Origin of the sequence: Streptomyces cyaneochromogenes (assembly GCF_003963535.1) — a bacterium.
GTDB classification, from domain to species: Bacteria; Actinomycetota; Actinomycetes; order Streptomycetales; family Streptomycetaceae; genus Streptomyces; species Streptomyces shaanxiensis.
On the sequence record NZ_CP034539.1, the window covers coordinates 3,983,263 to 4,002,755 of the forward strand.

The following is a 19,493-nucleotide window of genomic DNA, read 5'->3' on the forward strand; positions in this document are numbered from 1 at the left end:
CATCCGAAAGGATGGGACTGCTGAAAGCTACTGAATCTTTCAGTGTCGGAAGGGGAGCTCGCCCGAGGACGCGCAACTGGCGCCGTGTGCCCGGACCTCGGACCACCGCAACTGGCATCACCTTCATCGGCCTCGGTCTGGACGAACCCCGGCTCGCGCGGCGGGTCGGGCCGTGCGGAGAAGGCGAAGCCCGTGACCGAGGCCGCCGCGATCGCACGAGCGACGAAGACGGGCAAGTCCGTCGAGGTCACCGCGCTGCGCACCGCGCGCTCCACTACGTGGGCGCGGCCCGACGGTCTGATGGCCAAGGAGCTGTACTCCGCGCCGATCCGGGCCAAGGTGGGCGGTGAATGGAGGGACATCGACTACGACCTCCACCGCACGAAGGCCGGTTGGGAGCCCAGGGCCACGAACACGCGGATGGTGTTCTCGGCCGGCTCCGAGGCGCGCGACGGGAAACAGCGCGCCTCACGCTCCTCAGTACGCCGGGTCTCCCTGGTCCAAGGGCTGAAGAGCGCTGACGAGACCGCGAGCCCCCTGGTCACCCTGACCGTCGACGGCCACGCCATCCAGCTCACCTGGCCGGGCCCGGTCCCCGCCCCGGTCATCGACGGCTCGCGCGCCCTGTACCCCGAGATCTTCCCGGGCGCCGACCTGGTGCTGACGGCCGACGACGACGGGTTCGCCCAGCTGCTGGTCCTCAAGAACCGGCAGGCCGCGGCCGATCCGCGGGCCCGGCAGATCTCGTACGGCATCACCTCCACGACCCTCAACTTCCGGCTGGATCCGGTCACGGGCGTCCTCACCGCCGAGGACGCCTTCGCCGCCGAGCTCGCGATGTCGCCGACCCCGCTGATGTGGGACAGCAGCGGCCAACCGGCCGTCACCGACGGGTCGGTCGGCGCCACCGCCCAGCCGACGACGTCGGAGAGCCCCGCACCGACCGAGTCGGCCACCGACGGACCGAGCGAGAGCCCGAGCCCCACCGAGGAGCTCATCGAGACGGACGAGCAGGCGGACACCGCCCCCGAGACCCTGCCGGCGGCCACCGACGGCCCCGAGCCCTCGGTGTCCGAGTCTCCGCTGCCCACCGCTCCGGCCGAGCCGACGCCCGCACCCTCGCAGACCGGCTCGGCGGCCACGCTCAGCCTTCCCGGGCTCGACGGGCCCTCCCCCGACTCACGCGGCGAGCTGGTCGAGCCCAGCCTGACCGGGGCGAACTGGGTGCTCACCCCCGACCTGGCCTTCCTCGACGACCCGGCCACCACGTACCCGGTCTTCATCGACCCGTCGGTGAAGAAGCACACGCAGAACTGGACCACCGCCTACAGCCGCCACCCCAACGCCACCTTCTACAACGGCAAGGGATTCAACAAGGGCGGTACGCACGAGGCGCGAGTCGGCTTCGAGTCGGACACCTGGGGCACCTCGCGTTCGTTCTTCAACATCGCCTTCGACAAGGACCTCAAGGGCACGAAGATCACCAGTGCGAAGCTGCGCATGCTGGAGACGTACTCCTGGTCGTGCAGCGCCCGTTCGATGAGTGTGCACCTCACCGGCCCGGTCAACGGGAAGACCAACTGGAAGAACGCGCCCAAGCTGCATGACGGCAACAAGTTCGCGACCAAGAGCTTCGCGCACGGATACAAGTCCGGGTGCCGGGACGCGTACGAGACGTTCGACGTGCGGAAGGCCGCGCAGAAGCGGGCCGATGAAGGCAAGGAAACCATCACCTTCGGCCTGCGGGCACGGGACGAGCACTCGCAGTACGCCTGGAAGAAGTTCCAGGCCAACGGGGACAACGCACCCGTACTGGAGCTCGTCTACAACCGCAAACCCACGGTCGACCCCAAGTCGCTCGATCTCGGCCCGGAGGCCAAGTGCACCACCACCGAGCCGTACGTCCGTATGGGCTCGGGCGACCTGACGTTCACCGCGCGGGCGTCCGACAAGGACAGCAACCTCGACCACCTCGATTTCGACCTGTGGCCGCACAAGAAGTGGCAGACGACGGGCGATCTGCTGGGCTCCACCGGCAAGGTCTCCGTCGGCGGTGACAAGGACACCGCGTTGCGCACGACGACGGGCTTCTCCACCAGCAAGCTCACCAACGGGACCACCTACTCGTGGAGGGTGCGCGCCGTCGACGACGCCGGTGCCAGCTCGGCGTACGCACCGGGTAAGACGCCATGCCGGTTCATCCTCGACACCACCGCGCCGAGTCCGCCGAACGTGACCTCCACCGACTTCCCCGACGCCGACGGCAAGGAGAACGGCTTCGGCAACGACGCGGAGGACGCCAACTGGTCCACGAAGAAGTTCGGTACACCCGGATCGTTCACGGTCCGCGCGCTCCAACAGGACGTCGTGCGCTACGAGTACGGCTTCAACTCGCCCACCTACAGCGGCAGCCTCCCCCGCACCGCCGGCACGGCCGTCAGCGTCAGTGCGACCATCTCCAACGCCAAGCCGCCGACGGCCGGACCCAACGTGCTCTATGTCAGGGTCGTGGACAGCGCGGGCAACCCCTCGGCGGCGACGAAGTACTTCTTCTACGTCACGCCCCGGGACCAGGCCGACGCACCCGGCGACTTCACCGGCGACAAGCTGCCCGACATGATGGTCGTCACCGAGGCCGGCAACCTGGGCATGTATCCCTCGGAGGCCACCACCACCGACCTCAACAAGGGCAGCGGCGACCTGAACTACTCGATGCCGGGCGCCTACCGGGACAACCCCGACAAGGACCCCAACGGCGACGACCTGCCACCCTACGTGCCCGCACCGGGCGGTCACTTCAAGGGTGCCCTGATCACCCACAACGGCGACATCTACGGCGGCGACGGCCTCCAGGACCTTGTCGTCCGCGTGGGCGGCAAACTGTGGGTGTATCCCGGTGACGGCTACGGCGCGGTCAACATCGACAAGCGCCGCGAGATCCTCCTCCCCGACGGCGCTCCGAGCCCCGCCGACCTGACCCAGTTCGTGTCGGCCGGCGATGCCACCGGAGACGGGCGGACCGACTTCTTCGCCACCATCGGCGACGAGTTGTGGGCCTTCACCGGCTACCACGGGGCGACCATCGACCAGGCGACCCGGCTGTGGACCTCGGGTTGGACCAGCCGGGACATCGTCACCGCGCTGGACGTCAGCGGCGACGGTGTCACCGACCTCGTCTACCGGTCGGACACGTCGGGCAAGCTCCAGCTCCGCAAGGGCATCGCCGCCTCCGGAGGCGGCGTCAGCCTCACCTCCCTGGGGAACGCCGGAAGTTCGGCCGGGGGCAACGACAGCGAGTACGGTGCCGCCGGCTGGGAGGTCAGCAATTTCCCGCTGCTGATGGGCACGCCTGACACGAACGGCGACGCGGACACCACCCCCGATATCTGGGGTGTGCGGTCCGACGGATCGGTGCGTTTCTACGCGGGCGGCCCGAGCGCGGTCGTGCCAGGGTCCGGCACGGAGATCATCGCTCCGGCGAGTTACTGGAAGACACGTATCGCGATCGGGTGACGCGGGTCCCCGGCCGCCAGTTCACCACACTGGCGGCCGGTCCCCTTCCACCTGGCGTGTGTACGCCTCTTCCACCTGGCGTGGGTACGCCTCTTCTACCTGGCGTGGGTACGCCTCTTGCGAGCCCCGTCCGGCCACACCTGCGGCCTCCTCTTCGCCGCCAGGTCCTCCGCCCACCCGAACCACACGATGCAGCTGCCGATGAGCACCCAGGTGAAGGCCAGGACCGGCCACGGGCTCTCCAGCAGCCAGGAGAAGTGCATCCACATCACGTCGATGCCCCACAGCTGGTCCCACATCGTCGCGGCGATGAGGATGCAGGTGTTGTGCCACAGGTAGATCGTCACCGCGCGGGAGTTGAGCAGGGTGATCACACGGTCCCAGCGGCGCAGGCGGCGCGGCCACTCGGACCACGAAGGGCTGAGGTGCAGCAGCAGCATGACCGTGCCGAAGGACCACAGGGCCTGGGCCATGGGCATGCTGTCCAGGTCGTTGCCCTCGCCGAAGTCGTTGTTCAGGGCGTACCAGAGGCCGACCGCGGCGAAGATCGGGGCCACGGAAGGCACGACGTAGCGCGGGATCCGGCGCAGGATGCCCTCCTGGTGCGCCATGCCGAGGATCCAGCAGGCGCCGAAGGTGCTGAAGTCGGTGAGCGCGGACGGGACGCGCTCGCCGGGGAGGGTGAGGTAGCCGAAGTTGAACGCCGCGGACAGCGCGAGCGGCGCCAGGAGCGTCACCAGTGGCATCGCGCGCAGCGCCTTCAGCAGGAACGGCGAGAGCAGGACGTACCAGAGGTAGGCGCGGATGTACCAGAGCGGTCCCGCGAGGTCGACGGCCCAGTTCTCGCCGATGAAGCCGTGGATACCGGGCAGGCCCTCGGCGTACGGGGGGTCGCTGAGCGGAACGATCCAGTAGGCCAGGTGGATCCACCACCAGCCGGGGTGGCCGTCGGCGTCCGGACCCCAGCCCTGGATGACCATGCCGGTGACCCCGACCACGCCCAGCAGCCACAGCGGGGGCAGGAGGCGGCGTATGCGGCTCCGGATGACCTGTACGGGCGGGCGCTTCAGGGAGCGGGCCATCAGGTTGCCGGCGAGGGCGAACATCACGCCCATGGAGGGGAAGACCAGCGGGAGCCAGGCCCAGCCCGTCAGGTGGTAGAGGACCACGCGGAAGAGGGCCAGGGCGCGCAGCAGGTCGAAGTAGCGGTCGCGGGCCGGGGCCGGCCGGGTGGCCTGCTCGGGCTTCGCCGGGTCGGTCGGCGGGGTGGGCGCGGGTGCGGTCGCGGTCGCGTCCAGGACCGGGCCCGCCGTCGGTACCGCTGCGGCCGACGCGCCGGCCGCAGCGCCGGTCGCCGCCCCCGTCGTCATCGAAGGACCGTAGAGCGAAGGGTCGTAGGAGGGAGGGTTCATCGGACCGGCCTCTCGTCCATGACCTGCCGGCGCTGCGTCGGCACGGTCGGCGGTGCGGACACCCCGCCCTTGCGCCGCAGCTTCTGCCAGCGCAGGCGGCCGCCGGTGAGGGCCGTGATCCAGGACTGGAGCAGGACGACGTACATGAGCTGGCGGTAGAGGATCTGCTGGAGCGGGAGCGAGATGAGCGGGGTGAGGCGCTCGCGGTCCAGGACGAAGGCGTAGGCCGCGCAGGCCGCCTGGATGGCGAGGACACCGAACCAGGCCAGGATCGTCTTCTCCGTGGGCCCGAAGACCAGGCCGTAGATGAGGAAGACGTCGATCAGCGGGGCCAGCAGCGGTGCCAGGACCATGAAGAGGGACACCAGCGGCAGGCCCACCCGGCCGAAGCGGCCCGACGGGCCCCGGTCCACCAGGGCGCGGCGGTGCTTCCAGATCGCCTGCATGGTGCCGTACGACCACCGGTAGCGCTGCGACCACAGCTGCTGGACGGACTCGGGCGCCTCGGTCCAGGCCCGGGCCTTCTCGGCGTACACCACGCGCCAGCCGTCGCGGTGGATCGCCATCGTGATGTCGGTGTCCTCGGCGAGGGTGTCGTCGCTCATGCCGCCGACCCGTTCCAGGGCCGAGCGGCGGAAGGCGCCGACCGCGCCCGGGATCGTCGGCATGCACTGCAGGACGTCGTACATACGACGGTCCAGGTTGAAGCCCATCACGTACTCGATGTGCTGCCAGGCGCCGATGAGGGTGTCCTTGTTACCGACCTTGGCGTTGCCCGCGACCGCGCCGACGCGCGGGTCGGCGAAGGGCTGGACGAGTTCGCGGACGGTGGACGGTTCGAAGACCGTGTCGCCGTCCATCATCACGATCAGGTCGTAACGGGCGTTCGCCAGGCCGCGGTTGAGCGCCGCGGGCTTGCCCGCGTTGAGCTGGCGGATGACGCGGACGTTCGGCAGTCCCAGTCCTTCGACGATGCGGGCCGTGCCGTCGCTGGAGCCGTCGTCGATGACGATGATCTCGATGGGGTACTCGCTGCGCATCAGCGACCGCACGGTGCTCTCGATGCACTTGGCCTCGTTGTACGCCGGGACCAGCACCGACGCCGGTTCGGTGACCGGCGCGTTCGGGCCCCAGACGAAGTCCCGGCGACGGGTGCGGCGGGCGTGGACGGCGGAGAGCAGCAGCATCAGGCCGAAGCGGCCGATGACGAGGGAGCCGATGGCGGCGAGGCCGACGACCAGGATCGCGGTGATGTTGTCGGAGGCGTCGACCAGGAAGACCCAGGCCTTGCCCTTCCACAGCTCCAGACCGGTGACCTCGGTGTGCGCGCTGGGCGCGTCCAGTGCCTCGGTGAGGTTCTGGAACTCGTAGCCCTTGCCCTTGAGCTGGGGGATGAGCTTGTCCAGCGCCTGCACCGTCTGCTGCCGGTCGCCGCCGGAGTCGTGCATCAGGACGATCGCGCCCTGGCCGCTCTTGGGCGTGGAGTTGCGGATGATCTGGTCGACGCCCGGCTTGCGCCAGTCCTCGCTGTCGGTGTCGTTGACGATGGTGATGTAGCCGCGGCTGCCGATGTACTCGGTCACCGGCCAGGAGTTGTTGTCCATGTTCACGGACTTCGACGAGTACGGCGGCCGGAACAGCGAGCTGCGGATGCCGACCGCGCCCGCGAGCGCGAGCTGGTTCTGGGACAGCTCCCAGTCGATGCGCTTCTTGGACTGGTAGGACAGGTCGGGGTGGTTGAAGGTGTGCAGGCCGATCTCGTGCCCCTCGTCCACCATGCGCTGCACGAGGTCCGGGTAGCGGGAGGCCATCGTGCCGGTGATGAAGAAGACCGCGTGCGCCTCGTTCCGCTTCAGGGCGTCCAGCACCTTCGGCGTCCACTCGGGGTCGGGGCCGTCGTCGAAGGTGAGGACGACGCTGTTGTCCGGCACCCGCAGCGTGCTCGCGCTGCCGTCGCGGGTGTCGATGACGGGGCCGCCCTTGAGGATCTCCTGCGGCACCTTGTCGTTGGCCGCGGCGGGCCGGATGCGGTAGTCGGCCAGGATCTCGCTGTGGACGTAGCCGCGCAGCATCAGCATCGCCATCAGCGCGACGAGGACGAGCGAGGGCAGAAGCAGGCGCATGGGCACGCGGCGGCGCCGGGAGCCGTCGGGGGCCCCCTTCGCGGGCCCACGGCGGCGGGTGCGGGATGCCATCAGAGGGTGTACTCCGGGGACGGGGCGGCGGGCGCGGGAGCGGAGGCGTCCGGCTCCTGCGCGATGGGGCTCGGGTCGTTCGGGCCGTTCGCGACCGTCCCGGTGGCGGGTTCGCCGGTGGTCGCGGGATCGGTCGGCTCCTCGGTGGGGCCGCCGCCGTCCGTCGGGCTCGGGTCGGGGTCGGGGATGGTGGGCTCGGTGGTCGGCTCGGGGTCGGGAGTGGGGTTCGTGCCCGGGTTGGTGGTGGTCTTGGTGGGGGTCGGCTTCGGGTCGGCGGACGCGCCGGGGTCGGCGCTGGTGGACGCGCCGGGCGTGGTGGCGTCGGCGCCCGGGGATGCGGTCGCGTCCGTACCGGCCGTCGGGGAGGTGCCCGGGGAGACGCTGCCGGTGCCGGAGGGCTGCGGTGCCGACTCCGCGGGCAGCGGCGGGGTGTCGACCTGGCCGGCCGGCTGCTCCTTGGGACGCTCCACCGGCAGCCAGGGCGCGTGGGAGTTGCCGGACAGCAGGGTGGCGACGATGACCACGGCGTAGACCGCGCAGGCGAGGCCCACGGCCATGCCGATACGGCGGTAGAGGCGGCTGCGGCGGCCCGACTCGTCGACGAACACCGGCCCGTCGGAGCCCTCGCCGCCGCCCGGGGCGTCCTTGGCCGCGCGCAGCATGTTGTCCAGCTGCAGGCCCACGCCGTCGAGCTGGATGGTGACCTCGTGCGGATCGTGGGTGGCGCCGGCGTCGGGGCGCGCCTCGGCGTGCCCGGTCCGCTCCGGTTCCTGGGCCTCCGCCCACGGGTCGCGGACCACGGGGGTACGCGAGGGCCGCTCGAAGGCCGACCAGCCGTCCGATCTACCGGTCGACGGACGGACGTCCGCCGCCTGCCCACCAGTCCGGCTCACGTCCGCCGCCTGCCCGACCGCCGGAAGCACCGCGGTCTCGTCGGCGTCGGCAACGGCCCCTCTGGGACGGACCCGCAGGATCGCCGTCTCGTCGGCGTCCCCGGTGGTGCGGCCGCCGCCGCGGAGTATCTCCGTCTGTCTTGTCCCCGTCTCGGATCGGGAACGCCGGCCCCGATCGGGGACCTCGGTCTCCCCGGTCGCCGGGAAGGCCTGGGTGTCGCCCTTCGAGCCCGCCGGGGAAGAACCGCCCCCTGCTCCGGATGCGACCTCGGGCCACTCCGGTTGGGCGTCTTCTCGCCACTTCTTCACGCGCACGCACATCCCCCCACGGGACCGTTCTGGGTGCGCGCACGACACTGAGCACCCGTCGCCGTACCGAGCCCCCACCCGGCCGAGCGCCCCCCTTTACCACAAACGTGCTCAGGCCAAGAATGTAGCGCACGCGGAGGTTTTGTGTTTGCCGAGTGTCAGTTGTGGACGTTCATCGTGTCCAAATCGATGGCTGGAATCCATCCCCCAGCGGGCCGCCGCAGCCACCCCTCCTCGGCCGCGACCTGCGCCGCCGCCCGTCGAAGGGCGTCGAATGCGGGGTGCACCAGGCCCTTTCGCCACACCAATGACACCGGCGACAGAGGCACGGGGTCGGTCAACGGGCGCAGCACCGCCCCGGGCATGGCCGGAAATTCGACGACGGCGAGCACGGGGGTCCGCGTCTTGGCCATGATCCGCTGGAACTCCTCGTCGCCGACGGCGAGCGGCGCGGGCGCGGCGATCTCGATGCCGCGTCCGTCGAACAGCCGGTGCGCGAGGTCGGTCCACTCCGGGGTACGGGGGTTGCCGGCACCGGCGTACACGGTCTCGCCGGCCAGCGCGGCCAGCGGCACCCGGTCCGAATCGGCCAGCGGATGCCCCTCGGGCAGCAGGATCGCCATCGGCTCGTAGCGCACCGGCTGATGGTCGAGGCCCGCCCGCAAGGCCGGGTCCAGTCCCGCGAACCGCCCGAAGGACGCGTCCAGCCGCCCCGCGACCAGCTCACCGGCCGCACCCGTCAGACCGCTCTCGTAGCGCGCCATCAGCTCGTGCTCGGGGGCGAGTTCGCGGGCCCGGTGCAGGATCCTGCGGCCGGTGGCCATGCCCGGCGAGTTCAGGTCCACCAGCAGGGGGCGGGTCTGCCCGAAGGCGGCGAGCAGGTCGTCCTGGGCCTGGAGGGCGCGGCGGGCGTACGGCACCAGTCGCTCGCCGTCGGCCGTCAGCGTGACCTGCCGGGTCGTCCGCACGAACAGCTCGGCGCCCAGCTCCCGCTCCAGCCGCCGTACGTCCCGGCTGAGCGCCTGCTGGGCGACGTACAGCCGAGCCGCGGCCCGCGTGAAGTGCAGCTCCTGGGCCACGGCGAGGAAGGCGCGCAGGAGTCGGGGGTCGAGGTGCGCGGGAGCGGAAGCGGACATGCGGCGAACTTACAACGCGAGTGCGTGAATCCGCGCCGAGCAGGTGTTGGACCCCTTGATCCACCGGGGGCGAGGGTGGTCCCATGCCGCACCAGCCGTACGAGAAAGCCCCGCAGGTCACGAGGACTTCGAAATCCCCGACGCCTCCGCTGCTCACCGTCACCGCCGACACCCTCGTCGCCGTCGACTTCGGCCCCCGCACGACGCGTCGCGCACCCGGCCCGTACCGCCGGCTCTTCGCCCGCCCCGGCGCCCGCGCCTTCACCGTCGGGAACCTGATCGCCCGGCTGCCCATGGGCATGTTCAGCGTGAGCGCGGTCGTGATGATCGCCGGTTCGCGGGGGTCGTACGCCCTCGCCGGCGCCGTCACCGCTACCGGCCTCGCGGCGACCGCGCTGGTCGCGCCCTGGACCGCGCGGCTCGTCGACCGGTACGGCCAGGCGCGGGTCGCGGTGCCGGCCACGCTCCTCGCGGCGCTGGGCAGCCTCGCGCTGCTGCTGTGCGTGCGCTACGACGCCCCCGCCTGGACCCTCTTCGCCGCGTACGCCGCCACCGCGACCACCCCCAACACCGGCGGCATGTCCCGCGCCCGCTGGGCCCATCTGCTGAAGGACGACACCGAGTCCCTGCACACCGCGAACTCCTTCGAGCAGGCCGCCGACGAGCTGTGCTTCATGCTGGGCCCGGTGCTGGCGGCCTTCCTGTGCGGGACGTTCTTCCCGGAGGCGGGGACCCTGGTCTCGGTGGCGCTCCTGGTGACGGGCGTGCTGCTCTTCGCGTCCCAGCGGTCGACCGAGCCGCCGCCCCGGGGCCGTACGGCCGACGGGTCGACGCGGTCGCCGCTCCGCGCTCCCGGCATGCCCTCGCTGATGGCCGTCTGCCTCGCCATGGGCGCGGTGTTCGGCGCGACGGAGGTCGTCACCATCGCGTTCGCGGACGCGCGGGGCCACCGCACGGTGGCGGGTGCGGTGCTCGCGCTTCAGGCGGCCGGGTCCTGCGCGGCGGGCCTGTGGTTCGGCCGGCTCCGACTCTCCGGGCCCCCCGAGTACCGCTACCCCTGGTGCATAGCCGCGATGACGGCCCTGCTGACGCTGCCTCTGCTCGCCGCGTCCCTCACCGGCTCGCTCCTCCTGCTGTCCGCCGCCCTGCTGATCGCCGGCATGGCCACGGCCCCGACCATGATCACCAACATGGCCCTGGTCCAGCACCGCACCCCGGAGGGCCGCCTCAACGAGGGAATGACCCTCGCGGTGACGGCCCTCCTCGGGGGCATCGCGGCCGGCAGCGCGATCGGCGGCTGGATGGCGGAGCACCTCTCGCCGACGGCGGCCTACGGCGTCCCGGTCACGGCGGCGGCAGCCGCACTGCTGATCGCCCTGGCAGCAACGCCCTCAGCAGCACGGGCCATCGCGCTCACAGCAACGCCCTCAGCAGCACGGATCATCGCGCCCGCAGCAACGCCCCAAGGGGCGCGGGGAACTGCGCGACCAGCCACAACGGCGCAGCAGACAACCGACAACCCATCGCCGCACCCCCCACCCGCCTAACCCCGCGGAGCGACCCGCGCCCGAGCCGGCCCTTTGGCCATCAACGTGATCCCCGCCCCGACCGGCACCTCCCCCACCTCCGCGTCCTCGAACTCGAACTCCCGCAACAGCACCGCCAGCCCGAGCACCGACTCCAGCATCGACAGGTGCTGCCCTATACACGCCCGCGGCCCGCCCCCGAAGGGGAACCAGGCATAGCGCGGACGCCCCGCCTCCGCCTCCGGCGTGAAGCGGGCGGGGTCGAAGCGCTCCGGGTCCGGCCAGTAGGCGGGGTGGCGCTGGGTGACCCAGGGGCTGACCAGGAGGTCGGCACCGGCCGGGATCCGTACGCCGTCCACCTCCGCGTCGGCGACCGAGCGGCGGCCGATCACGGGTGCGGAGGGGTACAGCCGCATCGCCTCCTTCAGCACCATCGTCAGATACGGCAGCTCCTCCATGTCCTCGGCCGTGGGCGCCCGTCCGCCGGGCCCACCGAGCACCCCGTCCACCTCGTCCCGCACCCGCCGCTGCTCTCCGGGGTGACGGGCGAGGAGGTGCAGGGCGAAGGCGAGCGCGGTGGCGGTCGTCTCGTGGCCGGCCAGCAGGAAGATCAGGACCTGTTCGCGGAGTTCGTCGGCGTCGAGGCTGCCGTCCTCGGCGTTCTCGGCGTGCACCAGGAGGGTGGCCAGGTCGTCGCGGTCGTCCCGGTCCCGGCGGCTGTCGATGATGCCGTCGCACAGGGCGTGCAGCTCGGCCTGGAGACGGGCGGCGCGGCGGTTGGCGGGGGTGGGCCAGGTGCGGGGTGCCTTGAGCGGCGAGAAACCGCGCTTGAGCGAGTACTCCTGGAGCGGCGGCAGGGTGCGCTCGATCACCCCGAACGCCTTCTTCACGTCCGTCCCGAACAGGATCCGCCCGACGAGGTGCAGCGCGAACCGGTGCATCTCACCCACCAGTTCCACGGTCCCGCCCGGCGCCTCCCGCCACTCGGCGGCCAGCGCGTCCGCCTCCCCGGCGACCTGCTGCGCGTATCCGTTCACCCGGCGCCGGGTGAACAGCGGCTGCACGAGCCTGCGCTGGCGCAGGTACGCGTCGTCCTGGCTGGTGAGCAGCCCGTTGCCGACCGACTGGCGCAGTTCCTCGTAGAAGACGTTGTCCTTGCGGAAGTTGGCGGCCTGGGTCGCCAGCACCTGCTGGGCGCCCTCGGCGGAGAACACCGCGTAGATGTCGGTCCGCAGCCCCGGCGGCCCGGCCCGGAAGCGCACCACGTCGCCATGGTCGCGGCGGGCTCGCAGGTAGGCGGCGAGGGGATCGTTCAGCAGGTCGCTCATCGAGCCGAGCAAGGGACTCCCCGCCACGATCGGCGCCTGGGCGGCCGTCGTCGTCATCGTCATGGTTGCCCCATTCCCGCCGGAGCCATTGACGCACCCTCAGCCCACACCCGCGGCGACCTGATGACGGGACCGGTCATGACGATCGACGCCCACACCCCGATGCCCGACGTCATCGGCCTCACCCTCACCCACTTCGCGGGCGAGCAGCCCCGCGGCCCCGAGTTCGAGCCGGCCGGGTCCTGCGCGTTCCGGCCGACCTGTTGCTGATACGGAAGCCGGACGGCAAAGACGTACCGGAGGCGACGCCGCTGCCACCGGGGATGACGGAGCGGGCGAGTACCGCGCGGCGGGAGCCGACGTGAACGGGCGCTGACAGCGCGGCATCGGGCCGGACGCGAGGCATCCCCCCAGCCGTCTCAGGCACGGTCTCGTCGGACCCATGCGCTAGATTCACGGCGATGATCATGCCGACGAGGGGCGATTACGGGTGAGTTGCGGGTGAGCCGAGCAGATCGGGGACGGGAGACGGCCGAGCGGGCGAGGGCGCTGATACCGGCGGGCGAGGTGCTGCGCGCCGACCACGGGGTCTCCTTGGCCGGCAGAGCGCCGAGGCCCGGCTATTTCCGCCGGCCGCGCGCTCTGCGCTCCGAGCGCCGCACCCTCGGGAGCTGGTTGCTGATCCCCGTCAACGGGGTCGCGAGGCTTCTCTCCATCAACTGGAACCCGTTCGATGCTTTCTTCGAGGCGGTCTTCTGGCGCGAGAAGAAGAAGCCGGGCAAGCCGTTCCACGGCGGCTGGGACAGCATGGCCGGCCGGCTGGCCCGCGCCGTGGTGCCCCGCACCAAAAACAGCGCGGCCGTGATGCTCCAGGTGACCGACCGCCGCCTGCAGGTCGCGTACGTGTCCCGCGCGCGCTCCTTCTTCACCGGCACACCCGGTCCGGCCGAGGTGGGGTGGGCCACGGACCTTCGCAACGTGGCCTACATCCGCGACCGCAGCGACGTGGCGGGCGGCAACCACGAGATCGGCTTCGCCGACGGTTCGTGGTGCTCGGTCCACTTCGCCGGGCAGGGGTGGAGCCGGGTGTCGGACGCGTTTCCGGTGCGGCTGAGTCACCTGGACGCGGTGCCGGTCTCGGGGTGAGTGAGCACTCACGGACCCGGCTCTCAGCCCAACCCCCAGGCCAGCCCCATCCGATACGCGGCACACACATTCACGTCGAGCAGGTACGCCCCGGCACTCCCGCACTGCTCGGCCCCGCTCCCCGGATCGACCGGCTGACCGTGCCCCATCCCCGTGACGCTGTACGTCTCCACGACCGCGCGCCCGCCCGCGTCCCGGAAGACCCGGTGGGGATACCCGGCGACGGTGTCACTCACGTCGGCGGCCTGATCGGCCCCCTGCACCTCGGTCCACTGGCGCGTCAGGTCCGTCATGTTGACCGGCTTCACGGTGTAGTCGGCCGTGCCCTGGAAGGCGACCAGCGTGGGCCAGGGACCGGCATACCCCGGCCGGGCGGCGCGTACCCGGTCGCCCCACTGCCGCGGGGTCTGCGTGGCGCCGACGTACATGCACACGTACGGCGACCCGGCGGCCTGCGCACACCCGTACGGCAGCCCGGCGACGATCCCGCCCGCCTCGAACTTCTCCGGGTACGCCGCCATCATCACGGCCGTCATCCCGCCCCCGGCGGACAGCCCGGTGACATACACCCGTGACGTGTCGCCGGTGACGTCGGCGAGCTGCCGGTCGACCATCTGCGCGACGGACGCGGCCTCGCCCTGTCCGCGTGCGATGTCGCCGCTCTGGAACCAGTTGAAGCAGGACGAGGCGTTGTTGGCGGTCTGCTGCTGCGGCAGGACCACGGAGAAGCCCCAGCGGTCGGCGAGCTGGGTCCATCCGCTGCCGGTGCCGTAGCCGGACGCGTTCTGGGTGCAGCCGTGCAGCGCGACGACCACGGGCCGGCCGGCGGGCAGCCCGTCGGGGACGTACCGGAACATCCGCAGCGCACCCGGGTTCGACCCGAACCCGGTGACCTCCTGAGGCGGGGCCGCCGCGGCCCGGCCCGGCGTGAGGACGACGGCGATCAGCGCGACGAGGACAGGCAGCAGGGCGAGGACAGGGCGAGGACTTGCGGCTCTGGTCTGTGTCATGCGGATGGACCGTAAAGGCGTGAACCACCCGCCGATATGGGGTCGGACACCACAACGGACACGCCCGCCATGGTTGCTCAGCGCGTGCTCGTCGTACGGAACTGCCGCACGAGCACCTTCGGGTCCCGCGCGACCTCCCACAGACCGACCGCGAGCAGCAGCACGCTGCTGACGAAGCAGACCCAGAACACGAACTGGGCGCCCGACGCGAGGTTGTCGGCGCCGCCGCCCTCGTGGAGGCAGTACGCCTGCGGGGGAAACGCCTTGGAGACGCCGACGCCGCCGTAGCGCAGGGAGCACGGGTCCTCGCCGGGATCCTTGAGGGTGTCGTCCGCCGTGACGACCAGAAGCCAGGCCAGCGCCGCCCCCGGGACCGTGCCGAACACGGTCATCTTCGTCCAGGTCGGCAGGCGGGGGTGGGCGAGGAGCCCGTTCAGCGCGATCAGTACGACCACGAACACCGCTGCGACGGCCACGGCGGCGAAGGGCTTCCCGAACACCGTGCCCAGGAGCCACATCACTGCGCCCACCGGCGGCGCGGTCAGGACAAGCACCTTGATCCCGGGCGCGATCCCCGAAAGGGCGAGCAGATACAGCGCGACCGCCCACCCGAGGATGACGACGAAGCCGGTCACGGGCGCGGGGTGCCGGCCGCCGCAGGATCCCGGTACGTCTCGTCCTTCTGCCACGGCCCGACGCCGAGCTTCCCCGTCGTCCCCAGGTCCAGTTCCGGCACCACCATCACGGGGCGTGCCCCTTGCTTGGCCCGCACGCGGACGTACGGCGCGTTCACCGGTTCGCCGAACTGGGTGGTGTTCCGCCAGGCCAGCGTGGTCTGCGCGGCCTCGCCCGGCCGCAGAACGACGGGCTGCGGGCCGCCGTCGCCGCCGACGCCGGTGCTGATCCGATCGGTCCCGTGGAGGATCCGCACGCTGTCGACGTTGTCGTGGTCCTCGTCGAGGATCTCGAGTTCCGGGTAGCCGTCGAGCTCGTAGGGCCCGGTGCCGCAGTTGACGAGATGCAGGCCGACGACACGCAGGCCCAAGGCGGCGTCCCCGTCGTCCGCGTAGACGTGCAGCCCGGAGGCGGGGCAGGGCCCCGAGGCGGACGACGCCTCGTCGACGGGGACGCTGCGCACCTTGACCACTTCCACGCCCGACACATCGGATTCCACGCCGGACACATCGGCGCCCCGTCCGAGCGACTCCCCCATGCCGACGGTCTTCTTGACGGTCCGTCCCGGCCCGACCGACGCGACGATCTGCTCCACGTCGTCGACGCGGCCTGCGGACGCCGAGCGGAACCCGAGGGTGACGGTGAAGGTGGCCGCCTCGTTCGCCTGGTTGGTGACCTCGAACTCGGCCGAGAATTCAGCTCCGCACGCGTACAGTCCGGTGACCTTCACACCGTTCTCGCCCGGACCGTCGAGCGAAGGCAGGGGAATCGGAGTCGGCGAACCGGAGGGCCGGCTGCCCTGACGTAATTCCGACGGGCACGACACCTCGGTACCGGCCGGAGCCTCCGAGAGGCTCTCCGAACCGCACGCGGCGAGCAGCAGAACTCCGGCGAGGGCGGTGGGAACCGTGCGGAAGACTGTGGGCATCCGCTCACCCCACCAGGAGGCCGACTTCGCAAGCTGTGGCGGAACCCACACCTCCTGTCACAGCGGTGTCACAGGCCACCGTCTTTCGTCGTCCGGCATGACAAAGGCCCCGCTGCCCGAAGGCGGCGGGGCCTTTGCCCACATGGGATGAGTGGAGATGGCGGGAATCGAACCCGCGTCCAACGGTGCAGAATCAGGGCTTCTCCGTGTGCAGTCCGCTGTGATTTTCTCGGCCCCGGCGATCACGCGAACAAGTCGCCGACGGGCCCAGTCACTGTTAGATTTCCCTCTTCACCCCGTGACCGGGATCAAGGTTTAGTTCCCTAGCTGATGCCAGGATCCGGGTCGGGAACAGCCCCGGGCTGACACTTCGCAAGTCGCTACTTAGGCAGCGAGGGCGAAGGAATCGCGCTTGGTGTTGGCGATTATTTTTTGCGACATATGGTTTACGAGATCATTGCCGCTTCCTCGACACGCTTCCCCTGTTTCAACAGCCGCTGTCGAAACCGATCATCCCCATGTTGTTTTTTCAATCCCCACCGGACGGATCCGGAAGGGGGCGCGCACCCTCTGTGAGGTGCAGTGCCATCGTACGTGACCAACGCACGCCGATGCCACTGTATTCCCGCCCGTCAGACGCCCCGCTGCCGCCGCTTCGCCGCCGCGATCGCCCGGTCCGACTCCCGCCGGTCCTGCTTCTCCCGCAGGGTCTGCCGCTTGTCGTACTCCTTCTTGCCTCGGGCCAGGGCGATCTCCGCCTTCGCGCGGCCGTCCTTGAAGTACAGGGCGAGGGGCACGATCGTGTGACCCGTCTCCTGGGACTTCGCCTCCAGCTTGTCGATCTCCTCGCGGTGCAGGAGGAGCTTGCGCTTGCGGCGCGCGGAGTGGTTGGTCCAGCTGCCCTGGTGGTACTCCGGGATGTGGGCGTTGTGCAGCCACGCCTCGCCCCGGTCGATCTGGACGAAGCCGTCTGCCAGCGATGTCCGACCCTCGCGCAGCGACTTGACCTCGGTGCCCATGAGCACCAGGCCGGCCTCATAGGTGTCGATGATCGCGTAGTCGTGCCGGGCCTTCTTGTTCTGGGCGACGATCTTGCGCTTGCCGCCCTTCTCGCCGTCCCTGGCCTTCGCGGCCGCCGCCCCGCCCTGCTTGGGCTGGGACTCCTTCGGTACGTACATTCCCTTGCTCATAGTGCCGTCCATTTTCGCACTACGGACGGGGTACGGGGAAAGCCGATTTACGACTCGCCCAGGCCGCTGAGGACCGTCTCGGCCCGCCCCAGGACGCCCCGGTCGGCCTCCAGGTCGGGGGTGATCCCCATGCCGTCGACGGCGCGGCCGGAGGGGGTGCGGTAGTGGCCGACGGTCAGCTCGGCGACGGAGCCGTCGGGGAGGCGGCTCGGCATCTGGACCGAGCCCTTGCCGAAGGTGCGGGTGCCCACGACGACCGCGCGGCCGCGGTCCTGGAGCGCGCCGGTGAGCAGCTCGGCCGCGCTCATCGTGCCGCCGTCGACGAGCGCCACCAGCGGCCTGGTGGTGTCGCCGCCGGGCTCGGCGTGCAGGGCGCGCTGGTCGCCGTCGACGTCGTACGTGGCGACGAGGCCGCCGTCGAGGAAGGCGGAGGCGGCGGTGACGGCCTCGGTGACCAGGCCGCCGGAGTTGCCCCGCAGGTCCAGCACGATGCCGGTGGCGGCCGGGGACTGCCGTACGGCGGAGCGGACCGCGTCGCCGGAGCCCTTGGTGAAGGAGGCGATCCGGATGACGGTGACACCGTCGGCGAGTTCTCGAACAGTGACCGAATCGGTGGACAGGACGGCCCGGCGCAGAGTGAGGTCCCACGCGCGCTTGCCGCGCTCCAGCCCCACCTTGACGGCCGTACCGGCGGGCGCGTCCGTCGCGTCGCCCCTCAGTAAGGAGACGACCTCGGTGACCGGACGCCCGTCGACCTTCGCGCCGTCGACGCTGCGCAGCCGGTCGCCCGCGCGGATCCCGGCGGCGGCCGCGGGCGACCCCGGCCGCACCTTGGTCACCTCGATACGGCCGTCCCGCTCGCGCCGCGCCCACAGGCCGACGCCGGTGTACTCGCCGTCGAGGGCCTCCTCGAACTCCTCGTACTCGCCCTCGGAGTAGACGGCGCCCCAGCGGTCCCCGCTGCGGCTGACCGCTCGCTCGGCGGCCTCCATGGGGGACTTGCCGGCCGCGATGGCCTCGGCGGCCACCTCGGCGAGGTCCTCGTGTCGGACCGCGGCGGCGTCCGAACGGGTGGCGCCGTCGGACGGCTTCCGGTCGGGGCCGGGCAGCGAGCCGGTCGCGGCACCGGCCACGAGCACGCTCGCGAAGACCAATGTCAGGGCGGCCCCGCGGCCGAAGCGGCGGGGCTGACAGAACAGGTCACGACCTGACATGCCGGTGAGTCTAGGACAACGCAAGGGGCCGTACGGTCCGTTGTCCGTACGGCCCCATTGGCGTTGGTCACACCTTCAGGTACTTGCGCAGCGCGAAGAACGCCGCCAACGCCGGCATCAGCAGGCTGGTCGCGAGGATGAGCGGGAGCTTGGTCAGTACGGCGTCCCAGCCGATGAAATTGACCAGTGTCAGCTGGTCGGCCAGGGCCAGCCCGTGATCGATGAGGAAGTACCGCGCGATCACCAGGAAGGCGCAGGCGACCGTCCCGCCGATGAGCCCGGCGACCGCGGCCTCCATGATGAAGGGCGCCTGGATGTAGAAGCCCGAGGCACCGACGAGCCGCATGATCCCGGTCTCACGCCGCCGGCTGAACGCGGACACGCGCACCGTGTTGACGATCAGCATCAGCGCGACGACCAGCATCAGCGCCATCACCGCGCGTGCCGCCCAGTTCATGCCGTTGAGCAGCTTGAAGAGGTTGTCCAGGATGCCCTTCTGGTCCTGCACGGACTGCACGCCGTCCCGCCCGTTGAAGGCGGTCGCCACGACCTGGTACTTCTCCGGGTCCTTCAGCTTGATCCGGTACGACTCCTGCAGCTGGTCCGGTGTGAGCGAGGCGGCCAGCGGGGAGTCGCCGAACTGCTCCTTGTAGTGCTTGTACGCCTCGTCCTGCGACTCGTACGTCACCTTCTCGACGACCGACATCTTGTCCAGGTCGCCGAGGATCTCCTTCTTCTGGTCCTCGGTGACCGCGCCCTTGGCGCAGTTGGGGTCGGACTCGGCGTCGCTCTTGTTGCAGAGGAAGACGGAGACGTTGACCTTGTCGTACCAGTAGCCCTTCATCGTGGTGACCTGGTCGCTCATCAGGAGCGACCCGCCGAACAGGGCGAGCGACAGGGCGACGGAGACGACGACGGCGAACGTCATCGTCAGATTGCGGCGGAGACCGACACCGATCTCGGACAGTACGAACTGGGCGCGCATGGCGTCTGGTTGAGCCTTTCCGTGGACGGTGCG

Annotated in this window: 14 protein-coding genes, 1 other RNA gene and 1 pseudogene; 4 read left to right on the forward strand and 12 right to left on the reverse strand. The window is 70.8% G+C overall.

Going from position 1 to position 19,493, the window contains the following annotated elements; all coding sequences use genetic code 11:
* Positions 1-11 precede the first annotated feature (11 nt).
* Positions 12-3,513, forward strand: a pseudogene (locus tag EJ357_RS17825) (DNRLRE domain-containing protein).
* A gap of 95 nt (positions 3,514-3,608) precedes the next feature.
* Here the strand turns inward: EJ357_RS17825 and EJ357_RS17830 are convergent.
* The 4 genes from EJ357_RS17830 to EJ357_RS17845 all read right to left on the reverse strand — a co-directional run bounded on the left by EJ357_RS17830 (position 3,609) and on the right by EJ357_RS17845 (position 9,458).
* On the reverse strand, positions 3,609-4,883 hold the full coding sequence (locus EJ357_RS17830) for an acyltransferase family protein (RefSeq protein ID WP_126392621.1): 1,275 nt from the start codon (positions 4,881-4,883) through the stop codon (positions 3,609-3,611).
* 38 nt (positions 4,884-4,921) lie between these two features.
* Positions 4,922-7,120 carry a bifunctional polysaccharide deacetylase/glycosyltransferase family 2 protein gene (locus EJ357_RS17835; RefSeq protein WP_126392622.1) on the reverse strand — a complete coding sequence of 733 codons (2,199 nt, stop codon included), beginning with the start codon at positions 7,118-7,120 and terminating at the stop codon, positions 4,922-4,924.
* A complete protein-coding gene (locus EJ357_RS17840) occupies positions 7,120-8,322 on the reverse strand; it encodes a hypothetical protein (RefSeq protein WP_175647426.1) in 1,203 nt (400 codons plus the stop codon). The genes EJ357_RS17835 and EJ357_RS17840 overlap by 1 nt, the downstream gene beginning before the upstream one ends.
* A gap of 158 nt (positions 8,323-8,480) precedes the next feature.
* Complete coding sequence (locus EJ357_RS17845; RefSeq protein ID WP_126392624.1) at positions 8,481-9,458, reverse strand: LysR family transcriptional regulator; 978 nt, start codon at positions 9,456-9,458, stop codon at positions 8,481-8,483.
* A gap of 83 nt (positions 9,459-9,541) precedes the next feature.
* Between EJ357_RS17845 and EJ357_RS17850 the strand changes: the two genes are divergently transcribed.
* The gene (locus EJ357_RS17850) at positions 9,542-11,005 is read left to right on the forward strand and encodes an MFS transporter (protein WP_126392625.1); all 1,464 of its coding nucleotides are present in this window, start codon (positions 9,542-9,544) and stop codon (positions 11,003-11,005) included.
* Here EJ357_RS17850 and EJ357_RS17855 read toward each other — a convergent pair.
* A complete protein-coding gene (locus EJ357_RS17855; protein ID WP_126392626.1) occupies positions 11,002-12,375 on the reverse strand; it encodes a cytochrome P450 in 1,374 nt (457 codons plus the stop codon). The genes EJ357_RS17850 and EJ357_RS17855 overlap by 4 nt on opposite strands.
* A 75-nt stretch (positions 12,376-12,450) precedes the next feature.
* Between EJ357_RS17855 and EJ357_RS50240 the strand changes: the two genes are divergently transcribed.
* Together EJ357_RS50240 and EJ357_RS17865 are read left to right on the forward strand one after the other, a co-directional pair.
* Complete coding sequence (locus tag EJ357_RS50240; RefSeq protein WP_267132882.1) at positions 12,451-12,582, forward strand: hypothetical protein; 132 nt, start codon at positions 12,451-12,453, stop codon at positions 12,580-12,582.
* 231 nt (positions 12,583-12,813) lie between these two features.
* Positions 12,814-13,458, forward strand: coding sequence for a hypothetical protein (locus EJ357_RS17865; RefSeq protein ID WP_126392628.1), 645 nt, complete (start codon positions 12,814-12,816; stop codon positions 13,456-13,458).
* 23 nt (positions 13,459-13,481) lie between these two features.
* Here the strand turns inward: EJ357_RS17865 and EJ357_RS17870 are convergent, their stop codons facing one another.
* The 7 genes from EJ357_RS17870 to ftsX form a co-directional block, all read right to left on the reverse strand.
* Positions 13,482-14,468 carry an extracellular catalytic domain type 1 short-chain-length polyhydroxyalkanoate depolymerase gene (locus EJ357_RS17870; RefSeq protein ID WP_126392629.1) on the reverse strand — a complete coding sequence of 329 codons (987 nt, stop codon included), beginning with the start codon at positions 14,466-14,468 and terminating at the stop codon, positions 13,482-13,484.
* Between the two features lie 77 nt (positions 14,469-14,545).
* A complete protein-coding gene (locus EJ357_RS17875) occupies positions 14,546-15,103 on the reverse strand; it encodes a hypothetical protein (RefSeq protein WP_126392630.1) in 558 nt (185 codons plus the stop codon).
* The gene (locus EJ357_RS17880; protein ID WP_126392631.1) at positions 15,100-16,071 is read right to left on the reverse strand and encodes a DUF4232 domain-containing protein; all 972 of its coding nucleotides are present in this window, start codon (positions 16,069-16,071) and stop codon (positions 15,100-15,102) included. The genes EJ357_RS17875 and EJ357_RS17880 overlap by 4 nt, the downstream gene beginning before the upstream one ends.
* 149 nt (positions 16,072-16,220) lie before the next feature.
* Positions 16,221-16,589, reverse strand: a transfer-messenger RNA (tmRNA) gene (gene ssrA / locus EJ357_RS17885).
* Positions 16,590-16,703: 114 nt separating this feature from the next.
* Complete coding sequence (gene smpB / locus EJ357_RS17890; RefSeq protein WP_126399591.1) at positions 16,704-17,249, reverse strand: SsrA-binding protein SmpB; 546 nt, start codon at positions 17,247-17,249, stop codon at positions 16,704-16,706.
* Between the two features lie 59 nt (positions 17,250-17,308).
* Positions 17,309-18,475, reverse strand: a complete 1,167-nt coding sequence (locus tag EJ357_RS17895) for a S41 family peptidase (RefSeq protein WP_126392632.1) — start codon at positions 18,473-18,475, stop codon at positions 17,309-17,311.
* A 67-nt stretch (positions 18,476-18,542) separates the two neighbouring features.
* The gene (gene ftsX, locus EJ357_RS17900) at positions 18,543-19,460 is read right to left on the reverse strand and encodes a permease-like cell division protein FtsX (RefSeq protein WP_126392633.1); all 918 of its coding nucleotides are present in this window, start codon (positions 19,458-19,460) and stop codon (positions 18,543-18,545) included.
* Positions 19,461-19,493 lie beyond the last annotated feature (33 nt).